24 protein-coding genes and 1 pseudogene are annotated in these 21078 nt (G+C 73.2%); 13 read left to right on the forward strand and 12 right to left on the reverse strand.

What is annotated here, in order from left to right:
* Window positions 1–257 precede the first annotated feature (257 nt).
* On the forward strand, window positions 258–698 hold the full coding sequence (locus SCA03_RS03865) for an ATP-binding protein (RefSeq protein WP_030884629.1): 441 nt from the start codon (window positions 258–260) through the stop codon (window positions 696–698).
* Window positions 699–967: 269 nt separating this feature from the next.
* Here SCA03_RS03865 and SCA03_RS03870 read toward each other — a convergent pair whose 3' ends face one another.
* Both SCA03_RS03870 and SCA03_RS03875 read right to left on the reverse strand, forming a co-directional pair.
* Window positions 968–1276 (reverse strand): hypothetical protein, encoded by a 309-nt coding sequence (locus tag SCA03_RS03870; RefSeq protein WP_030884632.1) that lies wholly within the window; start codon window positions 1274–1276, stop codon window positions 968–970.
* A gap of 6 nt (window positions 1277–1282) precedes the next feature.
* Window positions 1283–1927, reverse strand: a complete 645-nt coding sequence (locus SCA03_RS03875; RefSeq protein WP_030884635.1) for an ATP-dependent Clp protease proteolytic subunit — start codon at window positions 1925–1927, stop codon at window positions 1283–1285.
* 86 nt (window positions 1928–2013) lie between these two features.
* On the opposite strand from SCA03_RS03875, the gene SCA03_RS03880 reads away from it, so the two are divergent.
* Window positions 2014–2325: a type II toxin-antitoxin system Phd/YefM family antitoxin gene (locus tag SCA03_RS03880; protein WP_030884638.1), complete on the forward strand. Its 312-nt coding sequence runs from the start codon at window positions 2014–2016 to the stop codon at window positions 2323–2325.
* Window positions 2326–2388: 63 nt separating this feature from the next.
* Here SCA03_RS03880 and SCA03_RS03885 read toward each other — a convergent pair whose 3' ends face one another.
* Window positions 2389–3351 (reverse strand): M28 family metallopeptidase, encoded by a 963-nt coding sequence (locus SCA03_RS03885; protein WP_230988474.1) that lies wholly within the window; start codon window positions 3349–3351, stop codon window positions 2389–2391.
* A 608-nt stretch (window positions 3352–3959) separates the two neighbouring features.
* On the opposite strand from SCA03_RS03885, the gene SCA03_RS03890 reads away from it, so the two are divergent.
* From SCA03_RS03890 to SCA03_RS03920, 7 genes are all read left to right on the forward strand, one after another.
* The gene (locus tag SCA03_RS03890) at window positions 3960–4262 is read left to right on the forward strand and encodes an urease subunit gamma (RefSeq protein ID WP_030884644.1); all 303 of its coding nucleotides are present in this window, start codon (window positions 3960–3962) and stop codon (window positions 4260–4262) included.
* Between the two features lie 11 nt (window positions 4263–4273).
* Complete coding sequence (locus tag SCA03_RS03895; RefSeq protein ID WP_030884648.1) at window positions 4274–4585, forward strand: urease subunit beta; 312 nt, start codon at window positions 4274–4276, stop codon at window positions 4583–4585.
* Window positions 4578–6299: an urease subunit alpha gene (locus SCA03_RS03900; RefSeq protein ID WP_086818266.1), complete on the forward strand. Its 1722-nt coding sequence runs from the start codon at window positions 4578–4580 to the stop codon at window positions 6297–6299. Before SCA03_RS03895 ends, SCA03_RS03900 begins: the two co-directional genes overlap by 8 nt.
* Window positions 6300–6415: 116 nt before the next feature.
* Window positions 6416–7081, forward strand: a complete 666-nt coding sequence (locus SCA03_RS03905) for an urease accessory protein UreF (protein ID WP_030884653.1) — start codon at window positions 6416–6418, stop codon at window positions 7079–7081.
* A gap of 147 nt (window positions 7082–7228) precedes the next feature.
* Complete coding sequence (ureG, locus tag SCA03_RS03910) at window positions 7229–7930, forward strand: urease accessory protein UreG (RefSeq protein ID WP_030884657.1); 702 nt, start codon at window positions 7229–7231, stop codon at window positions 7928–7930.
* Window positions 7927–8718 (forward strand): urease accessory protein UreD, encoded by a 792-nt coding sequence (locus SCA03_RS03915; protein ID WP_086817706.1) that lies wholly within the window; start codon window positions 7927–7929, stop codon window positions 8716–8718. The genes ureG and SCA03_RS03915 overlap by 4 nt, the downstream gene beginning before the upstream one ends.
* Before the next feature lie 114 nt (window positions 8719–8832).
* Window positions 8833–10512: an alpha/beta hydrolase gene (locus SCA03_RS03920; protein ID WP_086817707.1), complete on the forward strand. Its 1680-nt coding sequence runs from the start codon at window positions 8833–8835 to the stop codon at window positions 10510–10512.
* 79 nt (window positions 10513–10591) lie between these two features.
* On the opposite strand, the pseudogene SCA03_RS03925 reads toward SCA03_RS03920, so the two are convergent.
* The 4 genes and pseudogenes from SCA03_RS03925 to SCA03_RS03940 form a co-directional block, all read right to left on the reverse strand.
* A pseudogene (locus SCA03_RS03925) lies at window positions 10592–11642 on the reverse strand (NAD-dependent epimerase/dehydratase family protein).
* A 139-nt stretch (window positions 11643–11781) separates the two neighbouring features.
* Window positions 11782–12504 carry a lysophospholipid acyltransferase family protein gene (locus tag SCA03_RS03930; protein ID WP_086817708.1) on the reverse strand — a complete coding sequence of 241 codons (723 nt, stop codon included), beginning with the start codon at window positions 12502–12504 and terminating at the stop codon, window positions 11782–11784.
* Window positions 12505–12601: 97 nt separating this feature from the next.
* A complete protein-coding gene (locus SCA03_RS03935) occupies window positions 12602–12943 on the reverse strand; it encodes a DUF6204 family protein (protein ID WP_051845894.1) in 342 nt (113 codons plus the stop codon).
* Window positions 12931–13593 carry a TetR/AcrR family transcriptional regulator gene (locus SCA03_RS03940; RefSeq protein ID WP_030884678.1) on the reverse strand — a complete coding sequence of 221 codons (663 nt, stop codon included), beginning with the start codon at window positions 13591–13593 and terminating at the stop codon, window positions 12931–12933. Before SCA03_RS03940 ends, SCA03_RS03935 begins: the two co-directional genes overlap by 13 nt.
* A gap of 73 nt (window positions 13594–13666) precedes the next feature.
* Here SCA03_RS03940 and SCA03_RS03945 point away from each other — a divergent pair, with 73 nt between their 5' ends.
* The 3 genes from SCA03_RS03945 (at window position 13667) to SCA03_RS03955 (ending at window position 16007) form a co-directional block, all read left to right on the forward strand.
* Entirely contained in the window at window positions 13667–14461 is a 795-nt protein-coding gene (locus SCA03_RS03945) for an ABC transporter ATP-binding protein (RefSeq protein WP_086817709.1), read from the forward strand.
* A gap of 113 nt (window positions 14462–14574) precedes the next feature.
* Window positions 14575–15372 carry an ABC transporter permease gene (locus SCA03_RS03950; RefSeq protein ID WP_170297990.1) on the forward strand — a complete coding sequence of 266 codons (798 nt, stop codon included), beginning with the start codon at window positions 14575–14577 and terminating at the stop codon, window positions 15370–15372.
* Between the two features lie 95 nt (window positions 15373–15467).
* Entirely contained in the window at window positions 15468–16007 is a 540-nt protein-coding gene (locus SCA03_RS03955) for a type 1 glutamine amidotransferase domain-containing protein (protein ID WP_030884685.1), read from the forward strand.
* A gap of 33 nt (window positions 16008–16040) precedes the next feature.
* On the opposite strand, the gene SCA03_RS34965 is transcribed toward SCA03_RS03955, so the two are convergent.
* From SCA03_RS34965 to SCA03_RS03970, 4 genes are all read right to left on the reverse strand, one after another.
* On the reverse strand, window positions 16041–16196 hold the full coding sequence (locus tag SCA03_RS34965; RefSeq protein WP_030884687.1) for a hypothetical protein: 156 nt from the start codon (window positions 16194–16196) through the stop codon (window positions 16041–16043).
* 172 nt (window positions 16197–16368) lie between these two features.
* Window positions 16369–17337, reverse strand: a complete 969-nt coding sequence (locus SCA03_RS03960; RefSeq protein WP_030884690.1) for a cytochrome c oxidase assembly protein — start codon at window positions 17335–17337, stop codon at window positions 16369–16371.
* 109 nt (window positions 17338–17446) lie between these two features.
* On the reverse strand, window positions 17447–18175 hold the full coding sequence (locus SCA03_RS03965) for a type 1 glutamine amidotransferase (protein WP_030884693.1): 729 nt from the start codon (window positions 18173–18175) through the stop codon (window positions 17447–17449).
* Between the two features lie 51 nt (window positions 18176–18226).
* Window positions 18227–19465, reverse strand: coding sequence for a Mur ligase family protein (locus SCA03_RS03970; RefSeq protein WP_030884696.1), 1239 nt, complete (start codon window positions 19463–19465; stop codon window positions 18227–18229).
* A gap of 156 nt (window positions 19466–19621) precedes the next feature.
* Here SCA03_RS03970 and def point away from each other — a divergent pair, with 156 nt between their 5' ends.
* Window positions 19622–20191, forward strand: coding sequence for a peptide deformylase (gene def / locus SCA03_RS03975; RefSeq protein WP_030884699.1), 570 nt, complete (start codon window positions 19622–19624; stop codon window positions 20189–20191).
* Between the two features lie 90 nt (window positions 20192–20281).
* On the opposite strand, the gene SCA03_RS03980 is transcribed toward def, so the two are convergent.
* Complete coding sequence (locus tag SCA03_RS03980) at window positions 20282–20926, reverse strand: TetR/AcrR family transcriptional regulator (RefSeq protein WP_030884701.1); 645 nt, start codon at window positions 20924–20926, stop codon at window positions 20282–20284.
* Between the last annotated feature and the right edge of the window lie 152 nt (window positions 20927–21078).

Raw genomic sequence — 21078 nt, forward strand, 5'->3', positions numbered from 1 at the left:
CCGTGGGCGCTGCCGGGGGAGGGGGCCGCGGGGCCGGGGGAGCCGCTACGCCCGTACGGTCCGCAAAGTGCGGCAACCGGCGTGCAGTTCACCGCATCGGGCGATCCGGGTACCCGCATGACGGTCGATCGGCCGCGAAGCTGTCCTCGCGGTGGCACGCTGACGCGCAGCGGCGAACCGGGCCGGCTCCGTCTCCCCAGTAGCCCGCCGCCGCGTGACGGAGCAGCGGGCCCGGGCGGGAAAGGGACGGCCACCGCATGGCAGACCACCAGGAAGCGACCATCACCCTGCCGAGCGCCCCGGCCTCGGTCACCGCCGCCCGCAGATTCGCCACCGGGGTCGTCGCCGAGTGGGGGCTGCCCGACGAGGGGGACGCACTGGACTCCCTGCGGCTGATCGTCTCGGAGCTGGCGACCAACGCCGTCCAGCACGCCCAGGACCACTCGCCGACCTTCCGGCTCGATGTGCGCCTGGACGGGGCCGACAAGGTCTGCGTCGGGGTCACCGACCGGCACCCCCGCGAGCCGCGCCGCCTTCCCGCCGCCGTCCAGCAGGACAACGGCCGCGGGCTGGTGATCGTCCGGGCGCTGACCGCCGAGGCCGGCGGCAAGCTGACGGTCACGCCCGCCGAGGAGGGCGGCAAGACGGTCTGGGCGACCTTCCCCTGGGCGCCCCCGGCCCCCGTGCCCGCCCAGTGACGCGGGAACGCGGGGATGCGGCGACGCGGTGACGCAGTGACTCAGTGACGCGGCGACGCGGTGACGGGGCGACGCGGTGACGGGGCGACGCGGCGACGCGGTGACGGGGCGGCCCGGGGCTCTGCGGACCGGTGGCCCGGCCCCCCGCCCGTCAGCTCAGCGGCCCCCGGGCCCACCGGCCCCCAGGCCCACCGGCCCCACGGTCCACCGGCCGCGCGGCTCGACGGGCCCGGAGGGCGGCGGGCAAGCGGCCGCGGACGCCCGGGTGTTCAGCGGCCGTTCCGGGCGGGCGGCAGCCCCAGCAGCCCGGCACGCCGTTCGCCGTCCAGCACCCGTAGGGCGCGGGCGAGCGTCGCGGCGTGCAGTTCGCTCTCGCCGCGCCGGTGCATCAGCGTCAGCGCGTCCCGCAGCGCCGTCGCCCGGCCGGCCAGGGCCTGCGCGGCCCGCAGCGCGCGGTAGGTGTCGCCGCCGCGCCCCGGGTTGATCCGGCCGAGCAGGTCGAGGATCTCCAGATAGGTGTCGACCACCTCGCCCTCCGCCCGGGTGAGCGCGGGCAGCGGGGGCTGTTCGGGCAGCACGGCCGCTCACCCGTGCCGCGGGTCGACGGGGTTGCGCTTGCGGCTGGTGGTGATGCGGTCGATGAGGCCGTACTCGACGGCCTGCGCGGCGGTGAAGATCGTGTCGCGCTCCAGATCGGCGCTGATCCGCTCGCGGGCCTGCCCGGTGTGCAGCTCGTACAGCTCCTCCAGCACCTCCCGGTTGCGCAGCAGTTCGTTGGCCTGGATCTCCAGATCCGTGGCCTGCCCCTGCGCCGGTTCGGCGAGCGCCGGCTGGTGGATGACGACCCGGGCGCCCGGCAGCGCGAGCCGCTTGCCGGGGGTGCCCGCGGCCAGGAGCACCGAGGCGGCCGAGGCGGCCTGGCCCAGGCAGACGGTCTCGATGTCGCAGGAGACGAACCGCATCGTGTCGTAGATGGCCGTCATCGCCGTGAACGAGCCGCCGGGGGAGTTGATGTAGAGCGAGATGTCCTGGTCCGGCGCGGCGTGTTCGAGGTGGATGAACTGCGCCATCACGTCGTTGGCCGAGGTGTCGTCGATCGGCGTGCCCAGGAAGACGATCCGCTCCTCCATGAGCTTGGAGTACGGGTCCATCGTGCGGCTGCCGTGGCTGGTGCGCTCCGTGAACTCCGGAAGGACGTACCGGGCCGTCGGCTGCGTCGGCAAGGGCATGGCGGGCTCCCCACAACTCGATGTTCCTCTGTGACCAGCACGTCCGTGCAAAATGTACAGGACGTACAGAACGTATGCTGGGGAGCATGGCTTACGAGATTCCGGTGACGCAAGCCCGGGCGGAGCTGGCCGAGCTGATCAACCGCGTCGTCTACGGCGGCGAACGCGTCGTGGTCACCCGCCACGGCAAGCCGCTCGTGGGGCTCGTTTCGGCCGCTGACCTGGAGCGACTCGATACGCAGGACACCGGCGAGCAGGACGAGGTGATCAGCACCGTCTCGTCCGTGCGCGAGTGGGGGTCCGCTGCGGGCGAACGGGAGGAGCGCCGGCGGTTCGGTATCGCCGCCGAACACCGCGGCCCGGCCGCCGGTGACAGGCGGCCGGGCCGGGAGGGGTGAGCGCCGGGCGGAGCGTGCGGTGCCGACGTTCCGTCGGCCCCCGGTTCCGCCGCGGTCGTGCCGTCAGCTGCTCAGCTGCCAGACGGCGTGGGCGATGGCGTCGCTGTGCAGATCGAGCGCCTTCTCGTCGACGTTCGACAAGTCGTCGCAGGCCGAGTGGTAGCAGGGGTCGTACGGCTCACCGGCCGTTCCGCCCCACTTGTCCGCCTGCTCCTGGGACTTGGTGTACCCGGCGCCGGTGAACGAGCCGCCCACCGGTACGCCGGCGTCCTGGAAGGGCACATGGTCGCTGCGCCCGTCGGTCTCCTTGGACGCCTCGGTCGGGACGTCCTTCGCGGCGAACCAGTCGGTGAAGACCTTCTCCAGGGACGGGTCCTCGTTGTAGACGAAGTGGCCGGCGTTGGGGGAGCCGATCATGTCGAAGTTCAGATAGGCGTCGATGCCGTCCAACTCGCCCTGCTGGAGGCTCTCCACGTAGCTGCTGGAGCCGACCATGCCGTGCTCCTCCGCGCCCCACCAGGCGAAGCGCAGATGCTTGGCCGGCTCCAGGTTCGCCTCGGCGACGGCGAGCGCCGTCTGGAGGACGCCGGCGGAGCCGGAGCCGTTGTCGCTGATCCCGGCGCCGGCGGGGACCGAGTCGAGGTGGGCGCCGGTCATCACCGTTCCGTCCGCGGCGCTGCCGCCGCGGGGCCAGTCGGCGATCAGGTTGTAGCCCGTCTTCCCGCCGCTGGTGAACTCCTGGATGTCCGTCTCGAATCCGGCGTCGTCCAGCTTGCCCTTCACGTAGTCCAGCGACGCCCGGTAACCGGGCTCGCCGTGCGCCCTGTTGCCGCCGTTCTGCTCGGCCAGGGTCTGGAACTCCTTGAGGTGCTGCTGTACGGCGGCCACCGGGATGTCCGGTGCCTCGGCCCGTGCGGCGGCGCCGCCGGAGCCCGGCTGGGCCCCGGCGGCGCCGGCGAAGGTCAGGGTGAGCGCGGCACTGGCCGTGAGCGCGCACAGGGTGCGGCGCTGAGGTCTGCGTATCACTGTGGGCTCCGATGCTGTGGGGGATGCCGTGCGGAGCGACCGCGATTTGACGTGGGCATGATGGTGCTGGGTGCCCGTCACCCCGTCAAGAGCGCCCGGTGCATGCCCAGTTGCGGCCCGTGTCCGCGGGGGCGGGCGGTACGCGGAGTGCCGGTGCGGGGCCGCCCCGGGTGACGGAGCGGCAGAGGGGGCGCGTAACTTGAACAGTGCCGCGCGGGCTCCCTGTCGTGAGCGGGCGGCCACCGGCGGGGTGTTCACCGGCGCCCTTCCGGCCCCGCCCGCATGCCCTCGCTCCCGCGCGCCCTGTGCTCACCCCGACGCTGCGCAATGTCGCGGCGGCGTCCCGGGAGCACCAGGAGTCCCTGGAAGTTGCTGAAGGCGCGGTCAAGCCGCATCGAACCGGCCGAATACAGCCCGGCGGTCATTCCGGATATGTCTGTTTGGGGCGTGAAACAGGGCGGTAACGCCGATGAAACCTCATCACTCTGTCATTCAGGGGTACTTGTGACCCCGGACTCCAGTGTGTGATACATCTATCGAAGCTGTCTGTCGTCGCGAATGAACCAGGGCTGTCCCAGCCCGGCGTGACGACGGTGAGGTGGAGATCTATGCAACTGTCCCCGCACGAACAGGAGCGGCTGCTCATCCATGTGGCGGCCGACGTGGCACAGCGGCGCAAGGACCGAGGGCTGCGGCTCAACCATCCCGAATCCGTCGCGCTGATCACCGCGCACGTCCTGGAGGGCGCCCGCGACGGGCGGACCGTCGCCGAACTCATGGCCTCCGGTCGCACCGTCCTCACCCGCGAGGACGTCATGGAGGGCATCCCCGAGATGCTGCACGACGTGCAGGTCGAGGCGACCTTCCCGGACGGCACCAAGCTCGTCACCGTCCACGAGCCCATCGCCTGACAAGGAGCCGCATGATCCCCGGAGAGATCCTCTTCGCCGAGGAGCCGGTCGTGGTCAACAAGGGCGCCGAAGTGACCCGCATGACCGTGCTCAACACCGCCGACCGTCCGATCCAGGTCGGCTCCCACTACCACTTCTCCGAGGCCAACCCCGGGCTGGAATTCGACCGCGACGCAGCCCGCGGAAAGCGCCTCGATGTCGCCGCCGGGACAGCCGTGCGCTTCGAGCCCGGCATACCCGTCGACGTCGCTCTCGTCCCGCTGCGCGGCAAGCGCGTCGTCGCCGGGCTCCGCGCCGCCACAGGAGGCCCCCTCGATGCCTGAGCTGTCCCGCCCCGACTACGCCGACCTGTTCGGCCCCACCACCGGGGACCGGGTCCGTCTCGCCGACACCGCGCTCGTCGTCGAGATCGAGGAGGACCGCTCCCAGGGGCCCGACGGCTCCGGTGACGAGGCCGTCTTCGGCGGCGGCAAGGTCCTCCGGGAGTCCATGGGGCAGTCCCTGGTCACCCGCGCCGAAGGCGCCCCGGACACTGTCATCACCGGCGCGCTCGTCCTCGACCACTGGGGAGTGATCAAGGCCGACGTCGGTATCCGTGACGGCCGTATCACCGCGCTGGGCAAGGCCGGCAACCCGGACACGATGGACGGGGTGCACCCCGAGCTGGTGATCGGCCCGGAGACCGAGATCATCGCCGGCAACGGCAAGATCCTCACCGCCGGGGCCATCGACACCCATGTGCACTTCATCTGCCCCCAGCTCGCCGACGAGGCCCTCGCCTCCGGCATCACCACGCTGGTCGGCGGCGGCACCGGCCCCGCCGAGGGCTCCAAGGCCACCACCGTCACCCCCGGGGCCTGGCACATGGCGCGCACCCTGGAGGGCATGGACCAGCTGCCCGTCAACGTCGGGCTGCTCGGCAAGGGCAACACCATGTCGCGCGCCTCCATGATGGAACAACTGCGCGCCGGGGCCGTCGGGTTCAAGATCCATGAGGACTGGGGTGCCACGCCCGCCGTCATCGACGCGGCGCTCTCCGTGTGCGACGAGACCGGGGCCCAGGTCGCCATCCACACCGACACCCTCAACGAGGCCGGGTTCGTCGGCGACACCCTCGCCGCGATCGCCGGACGCGGCATCCACGCGTACCACACCGAGGGGGCCGGCGGCGGCCACGCGCCCGACATCATCACCGTCGTCGGCGAGTCCAACGTGCTGCCCTCGTCGACGAATCCGACCCGGCCGCACACCGTCAACACCGTCGAGGAACACCTCGACATGCTGATGGTCTGCCACCACCTCAACCCCGCCGTCCCCGAGGACCTCGCCTTCGCCGAGTCCCGGATCCGGCCCAGCACCATCGCGGCCGAGGACACCCTGCACGACCTGGGCGCCATCTCGATCCTCTCCTCCGACGCACAGGCCATGGGCCGCATCGGTGAGGTCGTGCTGCGCACCTGGCAGACCGCGCACGTGATGAAGGAGCGCTACGGCGCGCTGGCCGGCGACGGCCGTGCCGACAACCTGCGGGCCCGGCGCTACGTCGCCAAGTACACGATCAACCCCGCCGTCGCCCAGGGCATGGACGACGAGATCGGCTCCGTCGAGCCCGGCAAGCTCGCCGACCTCGTGCTGTGGGAGCCGGCCTTCTTCGGCGTCAAGCCGCTGACCGTGATCAAGGGCGGACAGATCGCCTACGCGCAGCTCGGCGACCCGAACGCCTCGATCCCCACCCCGCAGCCCGTGCTGCCGCGCCGGATGTTCGGCGCCACCGGGCGGGCCCCGGGCGCCAACTCGGTCAACTTCGTCACCCCGACGGCGATCGAGGACCGGCTGCCCGAACGGCTCGGCCTGGGCAAGCGGTTCGTCGCCATCCGCGACACCCGCCCCGTCACCAAGGCCGACATGCGGCAGAACGACGCACGGCCCCACGTCAAGGTCGACCCGGACACCTTCACCGTCACCATCGACGGCACCGTCGTCGACCCGGAGCCCGCGGCCAAACTCCCCATGGCCCAGCGGTACTTCCTGTTCTGACGGCCCCGCCGCAGCAGGAACACCGCACAGGAGCACCGCTCCCCGGCACCGGGGAGCGGCACCGGGACGGCAGCGGGGCCCCGGCCCCGGGCCGGAGCAGAACAGGAAGGTGACACATGTCGGGTTCGGCCGCACTGCTGGTACTCGCCGACGGACGGTTCCCCGCCGGGGGCCACGCCCACTCGGGAGGCGCCGAAGGCGCGGTCAAGGCCGGGCGGCTGCGCGGCGCCGGCGATCTGGAGCACTTCTGCCGCGGGCGGCTGCACACCGCGGGACTGACCGCGGCGGGCCTCGCGGCGGCTGCCGCCGCCGGCCACGACCCGCTCGCGCTGGACGAGGCAGCCGACGCCCGCACCCCCTCGCCGGCACTGCGCCGCACGGCACGCCGGCTCGGCCGCCAGATGATGCGGGCCGCCCGCGCCACCTGGCCCTCGCCCGCGCTGGACGAACTGGCCGCCGCCCGGCCCAAGGGCGCACACCAGCCCGTCGTGCTGGGCCTGGCCGCCCGGTCCGCCGGGCTGACCCCGCTGGACGCCGCGTACGCCGCCGCCTACGAGAACATCAGCGGCCCCGCCACCGCCGTCGTCCGGCTGCTGAGCCTCGACCCGTTCGACGCCACCGCCGTACTGGCCCGGCTCGCCCCAGAGACGGAACAGGTCGCGCAGACGGCCGCCCGCGCGGCGGACGGTCCTGTCGAGGCCCTGCCGGCCGCGTCGGCGCCGCTGCTCGACCTCGTCGCCGAGTCCCATGCGACCTGGCCCGTCCGCCTGTTCGCGTCCTGACCGTCTCCCTCGGAGCCGCCCCGTCCGGCCCCTCTCCACCGCACCACCCCTCACCCCCCGTCCCCCTCACCGCCCTCATCACTTCAGTACCGAAACACCGGCCCGCGCGGCCCACGCCCGGGCCCACGCTTCCTTCGGAGGACCACCGTGCATCTCGACCACCAGGTCACCGACCCCGAGCGGCACACCCACAGCGCCCCCGCCACCCGGGCCGACGGCAGCCGCCGCGCCCTGCGCATCGGCCTCGGCGGCCCCGTCGGCTCCGGCAAGACCGCGACCGTCGCCGCGCTGTGCCGCGCCCTGCGCGACCGGCTCTCGCTCGCCGTCGTCACCAACGACATCTACACCAGCGAGGACGCGGCCTTCCTGCTGCGCGAGGCCGTGCTGCCGCCCGAGCGGATCTCCGCCGTGGAGACCGGCGCCTGCCCGCACACCGCGATCCGCGACGACATCTCCGCCAACCTGGAGGCCGTCGAGGACCTGGAGGAGGCCGTCGGTCCGCTCGACCTCGTGCTGGTCGAATCCGGCGGGGACAATCTGACCGCGACCTTCTCCCAGGGGCTGATCGACGCCCAGATCTTCGTCATCGACGTCGCCGGCGGCGACGACATCCCGCGCAAGGGCGGGCCCGGCGTGAGCACCGCCGATCTGCTGGTCATCAACAAGACCGACCTCGCCCCGTACGTCGGCTCCGATCTGGAGGGCATGGCCAGGGACGCCAAGGCGCAGCGCGGCGAACTCCCGGTGATCTTCCAGTCGTTGCGTTCCGAGGCCGGTGTCGGCCCGGTGGCCGACTGGGCGCGCGAGCAGCTCGCCGCCTGGACCGGCGGGGCGGCACCCGCCGCATGACCACCGGTACCGTCCCCCGCGCCCGCCCGTCGTCCGCGGGCGTGCGCGGCAGCACCCGGATCGTCGCCGCACCCGACGGGTGCGGCGGCACGGCGCTGCCCGTCCGCAGCGGCGACGGACCGCTGGCGCCGCGCCGCACCCGTGCCGCCGACCCCTCCTGGGCCCGGATCACCCTCGTCGGCGCCATGAGCGCGCCGCTGGGCGGCGACCGGATCGGTGTGGACGTGACGGCGGAGGCGGGCGCCGCGCTGCGCATCGACAGCACCGCCGCCACGATCGCGCTGCCCGGCCGGATCCCCGAACCGGCGTACTACGACGTGCGGTTGACGCTCGGCGCGGGCGCCCGGGTGCACTGGCTGCCCGAACCGCTGATCTCCGCCCGGGGCAGCGAGCTGTACCAGAGCCTGCGGGTGGACATGGCGGCCGACGCCCGTCTCGTGCTGCGCGACGAGCAGGTGCTCGGGCGCACGGCCGAGGAGCCGGGCAGGCTGAGCACCCGGCTGACCGTGCACCGGGCGGGCCGGCCGCTGCTCGACCAGCAGCTCGACCACGGCCCCGGCGCCCCCGGTTGGGACGGCCCGGCCGTGCTCGGCGGCCACCGCGCCGTGGGGCAGCTCCTCGTCGTCGACCCGGAGCCGGGCCGGCTGCCCCGGGAGGCGGCCGTGCTGGGGGAGGGCACCGTGCTCACCCCGCTGGCCGGGCCCGGTGTGCTGGTCACCGCCGTCGCATCCGACGCGTTGCAGCTCAGACGTGCGCTCGACGCCTCGTACACCTTTACGTCTTGGTAAAGAACGTCCACCGGCTCTGTCCCCTGCCGGTGGTGGCGGAGAAAGATCCTCCTGACATCCGACGCCACCGGGACGCCGTCGCACAGCGGCGTCAGGACAGAGTGGGGGAACAGCGTGAACAGACGGAAGGCGGCCATAGCGGCCGCCGGCACGATCGCCGCGGGAGCCCTGACGGCGGGCCTGATATCCGTGCCGTCCGCCTTCGCCGACGGCACGGCGGCCGGCGCCGCCAAGGACCGGCGGCACGGCTCGGCCGAGGCCCGCGGCGTCGCGAAGGCCGCCGCACGGGCGGCCCGCGTCGGCGTCGACTGGAAGGACTGCCCCGCGGACTGGGGCCTGAAGGCACCCGTGCAGTGCGGCTGGGTGACCGTCCCCGTCGACTACGCCCACCCGGACGGGAAGAAGATCAAGATAGCCGTGGACCGGGCGCGCAGCACCGGCGGCAAGAGCGAGCGCCAGGGCTCCCTCGTCTACAACCCGGGCGGTCCCGGCGGCTCCGGCCTGGCCTTCCCGAACCGCATCCCCGCCAAGAACCCGCTGTGGGCCAAGGCGGCCACCGCCTACGACTTCGTCGGCTTCGACCCGCGCGGTGTCGGCCACTCGGCCCCCGTCTCCTGCGCCGACCCGCAGGAGTGGGTCAAGGGCCCCAAGCCCGACCCGGTGCCCGACGACGAGGCCGACAAGCGGGCCCACCGCAAGGTCGCCGAGGAGTACGCGGACGGCTGCAAGGAGCGCAACGACAAGGCGCTCATCTCCTCGCTGACCACGCCCAACGCGGCCCGTGACCTCGATGTCATCCGCGCCGCGCTCGGCGACAAGAAGCTCAACTTCCTCGGCGTCTCCTACGGCACCTACATGGGCGCCGTCTACGCCGAGCTGTTCCCCGGCCACGTCCGCCGCATGATCACCGACAGCGTGGTCAACCCGGCGCCGGACAAGGTCTGGTACGACGTCAACCTCGACCAGGACATCGCCTTCCAGACCCGCTGGGACGACTGGAAGAAGTGGGTCGCGCGCCACGACGACGTCTACGGCATCGGCTCCACCCCCGCGAAGGTGGAGACGCAGTGGAAGAAGCTGCGCGCCACCGCGAAGAAGGAGCCCCTCGGCGGCGCCGTCGGCCCCGAGGAGCTGCTGGGCTTCTTCCAGAGCGCGCCCTACTACGACTCGGCGTGGGCCGAGGTGGCCTCGGCCTGGTCGGCCTACCTCAAGGGCGACGAGAAGCCGCTCGTCGAGGCCGCGGGCGCCGACCTGTCCGACAAGGCCGGCAACAGGGCGGACGAGAACAGCAACGCCGTCTACACCGCCGTCGAGTGCAACGACGCCAAGTGGCCCCGCGACTGGCGCACCTGGGACCGGGACAACACCCGGCTGCACGCGAAGTACCCGTTCCTGACCTGGTCCAACGCCTGGATGAACTACCCCTGTGGCGTCTGGCCGTTCAAGCAGCACAAGCCGACGGACGTCAACACCCGCACGGCGCACCCGGTGCTGATGATCTCCGCGACCCGGGACGCCGCCACGCCGTACCCGGGCGCCGTCGAACTGCACAAGCGGCTCAAGAACTCCCGCCTCATCACGGAGAAGGACGCCGGCTCGCACGGCATCACGAACCTGAAGAACGACTGCATCAACAAGCGGGTGGACGCCTATCTGCTGAAGGGCACCACCGACCCGAAGGACGTCACCTGCGGCCCGCACGCGACGCCCGAACCGGAGAAGTCCGCGAAGAAGGCCACCGCGAAGGCCGAGAGCGCCTCGGCGGCGCTTCCCGCCCTGCCCACGGGCCGGTGACACGCGGCTGAACACCCTGAGAAGGGGCGGTCCCCAAGGCGGGGCCGCCCCTTCCGCGTGTGCCGCGGTGCCTCGCCGCTCAGGCGCGCCGGCCGGCCAGCCAGCGGTCCTCCGCGTCGTAGGCGAACAGCTCCGTCGGCTCGTAGGCCGCCGCCATCTCGGGGAAGGCCACGCGCCAGTCCCGGCCGCGCAGGGTGGCCGCGAGCCACTCCACCGTCCGCGGCAGCGACTCCTCGTACGTGGTCACGGGCCGGTAGCCCAACTCCGCCTCGGCCGCGGCCATGTCGAACACCAGCGGTTTCGGCAGCGACCAGGGCGTCCGCCCCACCGACGGCTCCGCGGCGGGCGGCGCCCCCTCCAGCAGTACCGTCTCGCACTCCCAGCCGACGGCGGCGTCGACCGCGCGGGCGATCTCCGCGACGGTGGGCGCCGTCGGATCACCGGCGTTCAGCACCCGGGAGGCGGGCCGCCGGGCCGCCAGCCGCACCAGTTCGGCGACGTTGTCCACATGCACCGGCTGGAACCGGCTCTCCCCGCCGTGGGCCAGCACCCGCACCGGGCGGCCGTCCAGCCACCGTTTGACGAAGTACAGCTCGCGCGGCGTACGGCAGTGCGGCCCGTGCACCGCGCCCGCCCGCAGCAGCGTGACCGGCAGCCGCTTGCCGAGCGCCAGCAACTCCCGCTCCAGCAATACCTTTTGCGCCCCGTAGCCCTCGCCGGGCTCCAGCGTCGGCTGCCGCTCGGTGACGGGCACCGGGTAGTCGGCGCACAGGCCGGGGTCGCTGTGCGCACCGAAGGCGCGCCCCCGCGCGTCGACGTAGACGGCGGCCGACGAGAGCACCACGGCGGAGCCCACCCGCCCGGCCAGCGCGGCGAGTTGGCGCGTGCTCCCCGGACATCGCCGTCACATCGACCAGCAGCCCCACCCCTTCGCCCACCGCCGCCGCCAGCGCTTCCGGCTCGTCCCGGTCGAGGGCGAGCGTGCGCACCTCACGCGGCCAGCGCGCGTCGCGTCCGCCGCCGCGCGAGGCCGCCGTCACCTCCCATCCGTCGGCCACGAGCGCGTGCACCGCCGCCCGCCCGATCTGTCCCGTCGCCCCCACCACCAGTGCCCGTGCGTGATCTGCCATACCGGGCACGCTACGGGCAGGGCGAGGGGCGGGCCGGGGTGTTTCGCCCGCGGGGGATTCCGCTGAGAGCGCAGTCCAACGGAGGCCGGGCGTACGGCAGTTGGACGCCGCGCGAGGGTGGGCTCCGGCACGGGGGAGGTCAGGGGCGGGCGCCCCTGCGCCGGGGCCGCAGCCGTCCCCGCTCGGCCGCCTGCGCCGCCTTGGCGTCGGGTGCGTACATGTCGACGTACTCCTGGCCGGACAGCCGCATGATCTCGTGGATGATCTCGTCGGTGACGGCCCGCAGCACGGCGCGCTCGCCCTCCAGCCCGGCGAACCGGGAGAAGTCCAGCGGCTTGCCGAACCGGATGGTCACCGGCCCCGGCCGGGGCAACTTCCGTCCGGGCGGCTGGAGTTCGAAGGTGCCCACCATGGCGCAGGGCACCACCGGCACACCGGCCTCCAGCGCCATGGACGCCACCCCGACCCGGCCCTTGTAGAGCCGTCCGTCGTGCGAGCGGGTGCCCTCCGGGTAGATGCCCAGCAGCTCGCCCCTGCGCAGGACGGTCAGGCCCTCCTCGACGGCCGCGCGCCCGGCGCCCTTGCCGGAGCGGTCCACGGGGATCTGTCCGACGCTGCGGAAGAACGCGGCCGTCAGCCGCCCCTTGAGGCCGGGTCCGGTGAAGTACTCGGCCTTCGCGAGGAAGGTGATGCGCCGGCGGAGGATCGCGGGCATCAGGAAGTGGTCGGAGAAGGAGAGATGGTTGCCCGCGACGATGGCCGCCCCCCGCTCCGGGATGTGCTCCAGCCCCTGTATCCGCGGCCGGAACAGCAGCCGCAACAGCGGCCCCAGCAGTACGTACTTGAGCAGCTGGTAGAACACGCGGGGCGCTCCTCGGGGCAGGCAGGGGGCAGGCAGGAAGCGGGGCCGCCGGTGCCCGGCGCCGGGAGCGTCAGTGTAGGGCCGCGGGCCCGGCACGTCACCGGGCCCGGCGCTCCGCCCGCTGCCCCGCCCCGCCCTTGCGCCGGATCTTGATGGCGCGCATGTCCGTCACCCCGACCCGGAGCACCCGGTGCGGATGGCCGTGCGCCTCCAGGGCCTCCAGCGCCCGCAGGGTGGCCCAGCCCTCCTCGTCCTCCTCCTGGCCCGGCGGCGGGGGCGCCACCTGGCAGCGGAAGGTGAACGACGAGAGCCCGGCGTCGCAGGTGAAGGAGCCCGCCTCGGTGTAGCCGGGTACGGCACCGTCGGTACCGGCCCGCAGCGCGGCCCGGCCGGCGTCGTCGAGCGGGCCGAAGGCCCCTCTGATGGTCACTCTGAACACGGGTGTTCCTCTCGTGCGTCGCGGACGGCGTAGGTGAAGGCGCGGGCGCCGAGCTGTTCCTCGACGACGTCGAGGAGGCGCAGCATGTCGGTGGCGATGGAGTCGGGGGAGCGGCCGGCCGTCACACGCCGGCCGATCTCGGCGAAGACGAGGGAGTGGAACCAGCCGATCTGCCCGGCCACGACGAGCGGTTCGGGATCGTCCGGCTCGGCGCCCGTCTCCTCGGTGAGCAGGACGGCGAGCGCGTCGGTCATCTGCCGGCCCAGGTCCTCCAGGCGCGCGGTGAGGGTGGGCGCGTTGCGCATCATCTCGAAGACGGCGCCGAAGCCCTCGGTGAGGCCCAGCTTGGGGTCGTGGTCGCGCAGTTCGTCCCGGAGCCTGCTCAGCACGGCCCGTGCGGGGGAGTCGGCGGGGCCGCGCTCGCGCACGATGTCGGCGAGGCGCTGGGGGGATGCCTGATCCGGCGGCAGGACGAGGTCCTCCTTGGCCTCGAAGTAGTTGTACAGGGTGTTCACGGAGACCTCGGCCGCCGCCGCGACCTCGGCGATGGTCACCTTGTCGAAGCCCCGCTCGACGAACAGCCGCATGGCCGTCGCCTGGATCCGCTCCCGCGTCTGTCGCTTCTTGCGCTCGCGCAGCCCTTCACTCATAGGAGAAGTCTAACCGCACTCCAAAACTGAATCGCATTGCATTTCTGTATTCCGCTGTGCTTTCCTCGTCGCCATGTCCGACCAGGAACCCGTCCCCGCCCTCCATGTCCGCGGGCTCGCCCGCAGCTACCGGCTCCCCTCCGGCCCCGTGCACGCCGTGCGCGGCCTCGATCTGACCGTCCCGCGCGGCGAGATCCTCGGCTTCCTCGGCCCCAACGGCGCCGGCAAGACCACCACCCAGCGGATGCTCGCCACCCTGCTCCCGCCCACCGCGGGACAGGCCCGCGTCGCCGGCCGCGATCTGGTGCGCGACCCCGCCGGGGTACGCGCCCGCATCGGATACGTCGCACAGGCCGGCGGCCTCGACCCCGGCTGCGGCGTCCGCGAGGAGCTGGTCACCCAGGGGCGGCTGCACCGCATGCCGCGCGCCGCGGCCCGCGCCCGCGCCGGCGAACTGGCCGCCGAACTCGGCCTGACCGCACTGCTGGACCGGCCGACCGGGGCGCTCTCCGGCGGCCAGCGCCGGCGCGTGGAGATCGCGCTCGGTCTCGTCAACCGTCCCGAGGTGCTCTTCCTCGACGAGCCCACCACCGGACTCGACCCCGGAAGCCGGGCCGGGCTGTGGGAGCTGATCCGCCGCATCCGCCGCGACCTCGGCACGACCGTCTTCCTCACCACGCACTACCTGGACGAGGCGGACGCGCTGTGCGACCGCGTCGTCGTCATCGACGGCGGCCGGGCCGTCGCCGAGGGCAGCCCCGCACAGCTCAGGTCCCGGTACGCGCCCGCGGACTCGGCAGGCACCCTCCAGGACGCCTTCCTCGCCCTCACCGGGCGCGGCCCCACCGAGAAACCCCTCGCCGTATGAGCCGCGCCCCACGGCGGCCCGGCCCGGCCCGGCCCGCCCCGTCATCGTCCCTGTCCCCGATCCCCGTCACCGACCCCGCCGGTCCCCGCACCGGCCCGAGACCGGACCACACCATGACCACCACGGCACACCCCGCACCCGCACCCACCCGCATCCCCCGGCTGCCCGCCGACACCGCCGTCGTCTTCGGCCGCTGTCTGCGCGCCACCCTCCGCTCCCGGACGAACCTCCTGTTCGGCATGCTCCAGCCGCTGCTCTTCCTCACCTTCTTCGGGCCGCTGCTCACCCGGCTCGACCTCGGCGCCGACGGCTCCCCCTGGCAGACGTTCGTCCCCGGCATCCTCGTCCAACTCGCCCTGCTGGGCGGCTCGTTCGTCGGCCTCGGGCTCATCGTCGACCGCAACCTCGGCGTCGTCGACCGGATGCGGGCCACGCCCGTCGCCCCGCTCGCGCTCCTGCTCGGACGCACCCTGCGCGACGTCGTCCAGCTCGTCGCGCAGTCCGTGCTGCTGGTGCTGCTCGGCTTCGCGTTCGGCCTGCGCGCCCCGCTGCCCGGTGTGCTCGCCGGCCTCGCCTTCGTCGCCGTCCTGTCCGGCGCCCTCGCCGCGCTCTCCTACGGACTGGCCGCGCGCCTGCGGACCCCGCCGGAGTTCGCCGCCGTCGCCAACACCGGCGTCATCCCGCTGATGCTGCTCTCCGGGCTGCTGCTGCCGATGAGCCTCGCCCCGGGCTGGCTGGACGGCCTCTCCCGCGCCGTGCCGTTCCGCTACACCGTCGACGCCGTACGTGAGGTCTTCCGCGGCCACTACGCGGCCGGGACGGTCGGGCTCGGCGCCGCGGTCACCCTCGCCCTGGCCGCGCTGTGCCTGGCGGCCGCGACCCGGCTGTTCACCCGCGCCGGCCGCGGCTGACCGGCGCCGACCGGGCCGCGCCCATGCATGCCGCCCCCGCGCCCCGGGGACCCGGGGACGAGCCGCAACCGACAACCGGAAGGGACGTGAACCGCATGCGTGCCGCATTTCTCGTCGCACCCGAGGGCGTGGAGCAGGTGGAGCTGACCGACCCGTGGGCAGCGATCAAGGACACCGGGGGCACCCCGGTGCTCGTCTCGACCACGACCGGCAGCATCCAGGCGTTCGACCACCTGGACAAGGCCGACACCTTCGACATCGACGTGGCCGTCACCGACACCTCCGTCGACGACTACGACGCGCTGGTCCTGCCCGGCGGCGTCGCCAACCCCGACGCGCTGCGACTGGACAAGAACGCCGTCGCCTTCGCCCGCGCGTTCTTCGACGCCGGCAAGCCCGTCGCCGCCATCTGCCACGCGCCCTGGACGCTCGTCGAGGCGGACGTCGTACGCGGCCGGACCCTCACCTCGTGGCCGAGCCTGCGCACCGACATCGAGAACGCCGGCGGCACCTGGCGCGACGAGCAGGTCGTCACCTGCAAGGGTGGCCCGAACGTCCTGGTCACCAGCCGCAAGCCGGACGACCTCAAGGCGTTCGACGCGGCGATGCTCAACGAGTTCGGCACGGCGGGCTGAGCGCCCGCCGCCCCACCTCCCGCTGGTCTCCCGCTAGCCGCGGGTCGCCAGCACACCCAGCGTGAGCAGCCCCAGGACCACCCACAGGAACCACAGCCAGCCGCTGCCGCCCAGCGCCACGGTGTAGGCCGTGGCCACCACCAGGCCGGTCAGCGTGCAGGCGGTCATCGCCTTCGCCGAAGCCGGCATGCGCGAGGTCCTGGGCACTCTGGGCGTTTTCGGTGTCGGGCTCCCTGGCATGAGAACCACCCTCCTCCCGGCGGCCCCGGGACGGCACGGGTCGCGCACACAGACACAGGGGCCGCGGCCGGGTCCCATGGTCCCCCGGCCGCGGCCCCTCGCGCTACCGCACAGGTCCGCGTCAGTTGCTCCTGGCCTGGAGCGAGGCGAGATAGGCGTTGTAGGCCGCCAGCTCCTTGTCGCCGTCCCGGTCGGCCCTGCGGTCCCGGCGCCGGGCCTGACGCTGCTCGGTCACGTACCACTGGAAGACGAGGGCCACCAGCACGATCACCGACGGGATCTCACTGAACGCCCAGGCGATCCCCCCGGCCGAGGACTGGTCGGAGAGCGCGCTCACCCCCAGCGAGGCGGGCGGATCGCTGTAGGTCTCGATCATCGGCTCGGAGGCCATCATCAGCGCGATGCCGAAGAAGGCGTGGAAGGGCATCCCCGCGAACAGCTCCAGCATCCGCATCACATAGCCGGGACGGTGCGGCCCCGGGTCGACACCCATGATCGGCCAGAAGAAGACCAGGCCGACGGCGAGGAAGTGCACCATCATCGCGATGTGCCCGGCCTTCGAGCCCATCAGGAAGTCGAACAGCGGCGTGAAGTAGAGCGCGTACAGGCTCGCGATGAACAGCGGGATGGTGAACACCGGGTGCGTGATCACCCGCATGTAGCGGCTGTGCAACAGCGCCACCAGCAGCTCGCGCGGGCCCGTGCGGCGCTCGCCCCCCGGCCCGCGGGAGGCGGACGGCAGCGCCCGCAGCGCCAGCGTCACCGGCGCACCCAGCAGCAGAAGGATCGGCGACAGCATGCTGATGACCATGTGCTGCACCATGTGCACGCTGAACAGCACCATGCCGTAGTCGTTCAGCGCGGTGCACATCACCAGCGCGACGGTGAGCACACCGACCACGAAGCCGACCGTGCGCCCCACCGGCCACGCGTCCCCCCGCCGACGCAGCCGCACCACCGCCCAGCCGTACAGGGCGAGCGCCACCAGACACCCCACCAGGAAGAACGGCTCGCCCGTGAACTCCAGTCCCCGACCGAGAGTGAACGGCGGCAGATCCATCGTCATGCCGCCGTGCCCGCCGTGATCCATCCGAACTCTCCCGCAACCGACCGATACGCCCGCACCAGACTAGAACCGCCCGGGTACGCCACCCTCGCCGGGGCGGCGCACCCGGGCGGTACCCAGGCGTTCCGGGGGATCAGACGGGCTGGGTCGCCGCGGCGATCCGCTCCTGCCGCAGGGCCTCGTACCACCGGTCGTCGACCGGCGGCAGCGCGTTCACATCCAGCGACAGCTTGATCAGCAGATCGGCGATCTGCGGGTTCCGGGCCAGCACCGGGCCGTGCATATAGGTGCCGAAAACCGTGTCGTTCCAGGCGCCTTCGGTCCCGTCGCCCGTCCCGTTGCCCTGGCCCAGGCGGACCCGCGCCAGCGGACGGGCGCTGGGACCGAGGTGGGTGACGCCCTGGTGGTTCTCGAACCCGGTCAGCTGCGGCAGCCGCAGGTTCTCGTCCATGTCGGCGAGGACATCGCCGACGCAGCGCTCCGCCTCGCCACGGGTGCTCACCACGTCCAGCAGACCGAGCCCGGCGGAGCGCTCGCCGAGGTCGTTGACGAACTCGTGGCCGAGGATCTGGTAGCCGGCGCAGACCGAGAAGACGATCGCGCCGTTGTCGACGGCCCGGTTGAGGCCGCCGTCCCGCAGCAGCCGCTCGGCGGCGAGCCGCTGCGGGCGGTCCTCGCCGCCGCCGATCAGATAGATGTCCCCGGAGGTGGGGATCGGCTGGTCCGAGCGGACGTCCAGCCGCTGCACACCCAGCCCGCGCTGCCGCGCGCGGCGCTCCACCACGAGCGCGTTGCCCTGGTCACCGTACGTGCTCAGCAGATCGGGGTAGATCCACACCAGACGCAGACTCGCGTCACTCATACCGCCAGCTCCTTCAGCGGATCGATGGGTCGGACGGAGGAAGAAGCCGGATCAGTTGCCGACCGCACGGCGCAGATCCTGGAACGCGGTGTAGTTCGCAATCACTTCGATGCGCCCGGGCGGGCACCGGCGCACCGCGTCCTGTGCGTCCTCGCACACCTCGAAGTGGACGCCGGCCACCTCCAGCCGGACCGCGAGGTCGAGCTTCCGGTCACCGATCACACAGATCGGGTGCCCCGCCAGTCGACCGTAGTCGACGTCCCACAGCCACGAGGTGTCCGTACCGTCCGCACCCCGGGCGTTCACCGACAGGATCACCGGCGCCGGCGGCGAGTCGATCAGCGAGAACGTCTCCAGCCAGCCGGCCGGGTTCTTCGCCAGCAGCAGCCGCAGCTCACGGCCCTCGTAGCCGACGACGTCGTACCGGCCCGCGACCGCCTTGACGGCGTACATCCGCTCCAGCGCCGTCTGCGGCGCGACGCCGAAGGCGGCGGCGACGGCGGCCGAGGTGGCCGCGTTCGCGCGGTTCGCCCGGCCGGGCAGCTGGAGGTGGATGGGCCAGGCCGAGCCGTGCGGGTCGAGCACGTGCTCGCCGGCCAGCGCCCAGCTGGGGGTGGGGCGGCGGAAGCCGCACTCGCCGCAGAACCAGTCGTCGCCGGGGCGCTGCATCACACCGCCGCAGGCCGGGCAGGACCAGGCGTCGTCCTTCCACTCCTGGCCCGCCGCGACCCAGACGACGTTCGGCGAGGAGGAGGCCGCCCACACGACGAGCGGGTCGTCCGCGTTGGCGACGATCACGGCCTTCTGGCCGGAGAGGCCCTCGCGCCACTTCTCGGCCAGCATCCGCGTCTCCGCCGCACGGTCGAGCTGGTCACGCGAGAGGTTCAGGAGCGCTATGGCCTTGGGCGTCACATCCCGTGCGACGCCCGCCAGGTACTTCTCGTCCACCTCGATCACGCCGTACCGCGCCGAGGACCCGCCGGCGAGCGCCGAGGTGATACCGGCAGGCATGTTGGCGCCCAGGGCGTTGGAGACGACCTCGCCGTTGGCCCGCAGCGCCTCGGCGATCAGCCGGGTGGTGGTGGTCTTGCCGTTGGTCGCGGACACCAGGACGACGTCCAGATGCTGGGCCAGCCGCTGGAGCAGGTCCGGGTCGAGCCTGAGCGCCACCTTTCCGCCGATCACCGACCCGCTGCCGCGGCCGGCCGCCCGCGACACCGCCGCAGCCGCCTTTCCCGCCGTCACGGCCAGCCGGGACCGCGCGGACAGCGGCTCCGTGTTGCCTGCCATCGTGTGTGAACCTCCTTGCCCCTCGCGTAGGAGAGAAGCCTACCGAGCCCGCGACCCCTCCAGGACCGCGCCACCCCTGCCAAGATCATCCGCGGGGGGCCGCCCGTACCCTGCCGCGGTGCCCGTACCCTGTCGCGGTGCCCGTACCCTGTCGCGGTGCGACGATCTCCCATTCCCGGCAGCGCCGGTACCGTCCGCCGGATGCGGCTGTACCCGGACCCCGTGCTGCACGCCGTCGACCGCCCGGTGGGCCCCGGGGACGGGCCGCCGGCCGGATCCGTCGAGGACCTGGTCGAGGACCTGTACGCGACCATGTACGCGCACGACGGTGTGGGCCTGGCCGCCTGCCAGGTCGGCGTGCCGCTGCGGCTGTTCGTCTTCGACTGCCCCGACGACGACGAGCGCCGGCACCGCGGGTACGTGCTCAACCCCCGGCTGGTGCACACCGAGGGCGACACCGTCAGCGGATTCGAGAGCTGTCTGTCGCTGCCGGGGCTGGAGTCCGTGACGCCGCGCGCCGACGTCGCCGTCGTCGAGGGCGAGGACCTGCGCGGCGAACCCCTCCGCATCGAGGGCACGGGCTTCTTCGCCCGGTGCCTCCAGCACGAGTGCGACCACCTCGACGGCGTCCTCTACACCGACCGCCTCACCGGGCTGCGCCGCCGCCGGGCGCTGCGCGCGGCCCGGCGGGCGCCCTGGAACACGGCGGAGCGGCAGGGGCGGTGACGTCGCTGTCGGCGCCGCCGGTACGACGACGGCGATGCCGGTGACGACGGCGATGCCGGTGAGGGCGGGGACGGAGGCGAGGGACGGTCGTCAGAAGCCGGGGCCGCCGACGCGGTCGCCCGCCGCCGCCAGCCGGCCCCACAGCAGATCGGCCAGGTGCCGCACCAACTGCCGCCGCTCGCACGGCCGGTCGCGCAGCCACCAGTCCCCGGCCGCGTGCATCATGCCGACGATCCCGTGGCCCCACACCCGGGCCAGCCCTTCGCTCTCCGGGCCCAGATCGACCCGCTCGGCGATGACCTTCGCCAGCTCCTCGCCCAGCCGGCGCAGCAGCGGCGCCGAGTACTGCCCGACGTCGAAGCCCCGCTCGCCCGCCGGGGAGTTCTCCGCCGGGTGCATCAGGAACCGGTAGACCTGGGGGCGCGCCTCGATGGCCGCCAGATAGGTGTCCAGCGTCGCCTCGACGCGCTCGCGGCGCTCCCGCGGGGCGTCCAGCGCGGCGCGCAGCGAGGCCAGCAGGGCGTCGGTGTGCCGGACGGCCAGCGCGCGGTAGAGGCCGCCCTTGTCGCCGAAGTGCCGGTAGAGGATGGGCTTGGTGATGCCGGCCTCGGCGGCGATCGCGTTCATCGAGGCGCCCGGGCCGTCCCGCAGGACGACGCGGTCCGCGGCCTCCAGCAGCTCGGCGCGCCGCTTCTCGGTCGCGCTCAGCGGCGCGTCCTCACGTGTGGTCTCCATCGGTGCGTTCTCTCCCCGCCCTCGTGGCCCGTCCCGGCCCCTCTCGGGCCGCTCGTCGCGCTGCGGCCCGTCGTGCACGTCCCCCGGTTCCTGCCCCCGTCCGGTGCCGTGTGCCCCTGGCGCAGCCCGGACTTTCCCGACGCAACGTAACA

Origin of the sequence: Streptomyces cacaoi (assembly GCF_006539165.1) — a bacterium.
In the GTDB taxonomy this organism is placed as follows: Bacteria; Actinomycetota; Actinomycetes; order Streptomycetales; family Streptomycetaceae; genus Streptomyces; species Streptomyces cacaoi.

Bases quoted from the DNA above. Each gene is read 5' to 3' on its own strand.
- SCA03_RS03980 (WP_030884701.1), bottom strand. From the start codon at position 20,926: ATGGAGACCACACGTGAGGACGCGCCGCTGAGCGCGACCGAGAAGCGG.
- SCA03_RS03875 (WP_030884635.1), bottom strand. From the start codon at position 1,927: ATGCCCTTGCCGACGCAGCCGACGGCCCGGTACGTCCTTCCGGAGTTC.
- SCA03_RS03960 (WP_030884690.1), bottom strand. From the start codon at position 17,337: ATGGATCACGGCGGGCACGGCGGCATGACGATGGATCTGCCGCCGTTC.
- SCA03_RS03970 (WP_030884696.1), bottom strand. From the start codon at position 19,465: ATGGCAGGCAACACGGAGCCGCTGTCCGCGCGGTCCCGGCTGGCCGTG.
- SCA03_RS03880 (WP_030884638.1), top strand. From the start codon at position 2,014: ATGGCTTACGAGATTCCGGTGACGCAAGCCCGGGCGGAGCTGGCCGAG.
- SCA03_RS03900 (WP_086818266.1), top strand. From the start codon at position 4,578: ATGCCTGAGCTGTCCCGCCCCGACTACGCCGACCTGTTCGGCCCCACC.
- SCA03_RS03950 (WP_170297990.1), top strand. From the start codon at position 14,575: ATGACCACCACGGCACACCCCGCACCCGCACCCACCCGCATCCCCCGG.
- SCA03_RS03865 (WP_030884629.1), top strand. From the start codon at position 258: ATGGCAGACCACCAGGAAGCGACCATCACCCTGCCGAGCGCCCCGGCC.
- SCA03_RS03945 (WP_086817709.1), top strand. From the start codon at position 13,667: ATGTCCGACCAGGAACCCGTCCCCGCCCTCCATGTCCGCGGGCTCGCC.
- SCA03_RS03940 (WP_030884678.1), bottom strand. From the start codon at position 13,593: ATGAGTGAAGGGCTGCGCGAGCGCAAGAAGCGACAGACGCGGGAGCGG.
- SCA03_RS03955 (WP_030884685.1), top strand. From the start codon at position 15,468: ATGCGTGCCGCATTTCTCGTCGCACCCGAGGGCGTGGAGCAGGTGGAG.
- SCA03_RS03915 (WP_086817706.1), top strand. From the start codon at position 7,927: ATGACCACCGGTACCGTCCCCCGCGCCCGCCCGTCGTCCGCGGGCGTG.
- SCA03_RS03890 (WP_030884644.1), top strand. From the start codon at position 3,960: ATGCAACTGTCCCCGCACGAACAGGAGCGGCTGCTCATCCATGTGGCG.
- SCA03_RS03895 (WP_030884648.1), top strand. From the start codon at position 4,274: ATGATCCCCGGAGAGATCCTCTTCGCCGAGGAGCCGGTCGTGGTCAAC.
- SCA03_RS34965 (WP_030884687.1), bottom strand. From the start codon at position 16,196: ATGCCGGCTTCGGCGAAGGCGATGACCGCCTGCACGCTGACCGGCCTG.
- SCA03_RS03965 (WP_030884693.1), bottom strand. From the start codon at position 18,175: ATGAGTGACGCGAGTCTGCGTCTGGTGTGGATCTACCCCGATCTGCTG.
- SCA03_RS03905 (WP_030884653.1), top strand. From the start codon at position 6,416: ATGTCGGGTTCGGCCGCACTGCTGGTACTCGCCGACGGACGGTTCCCC.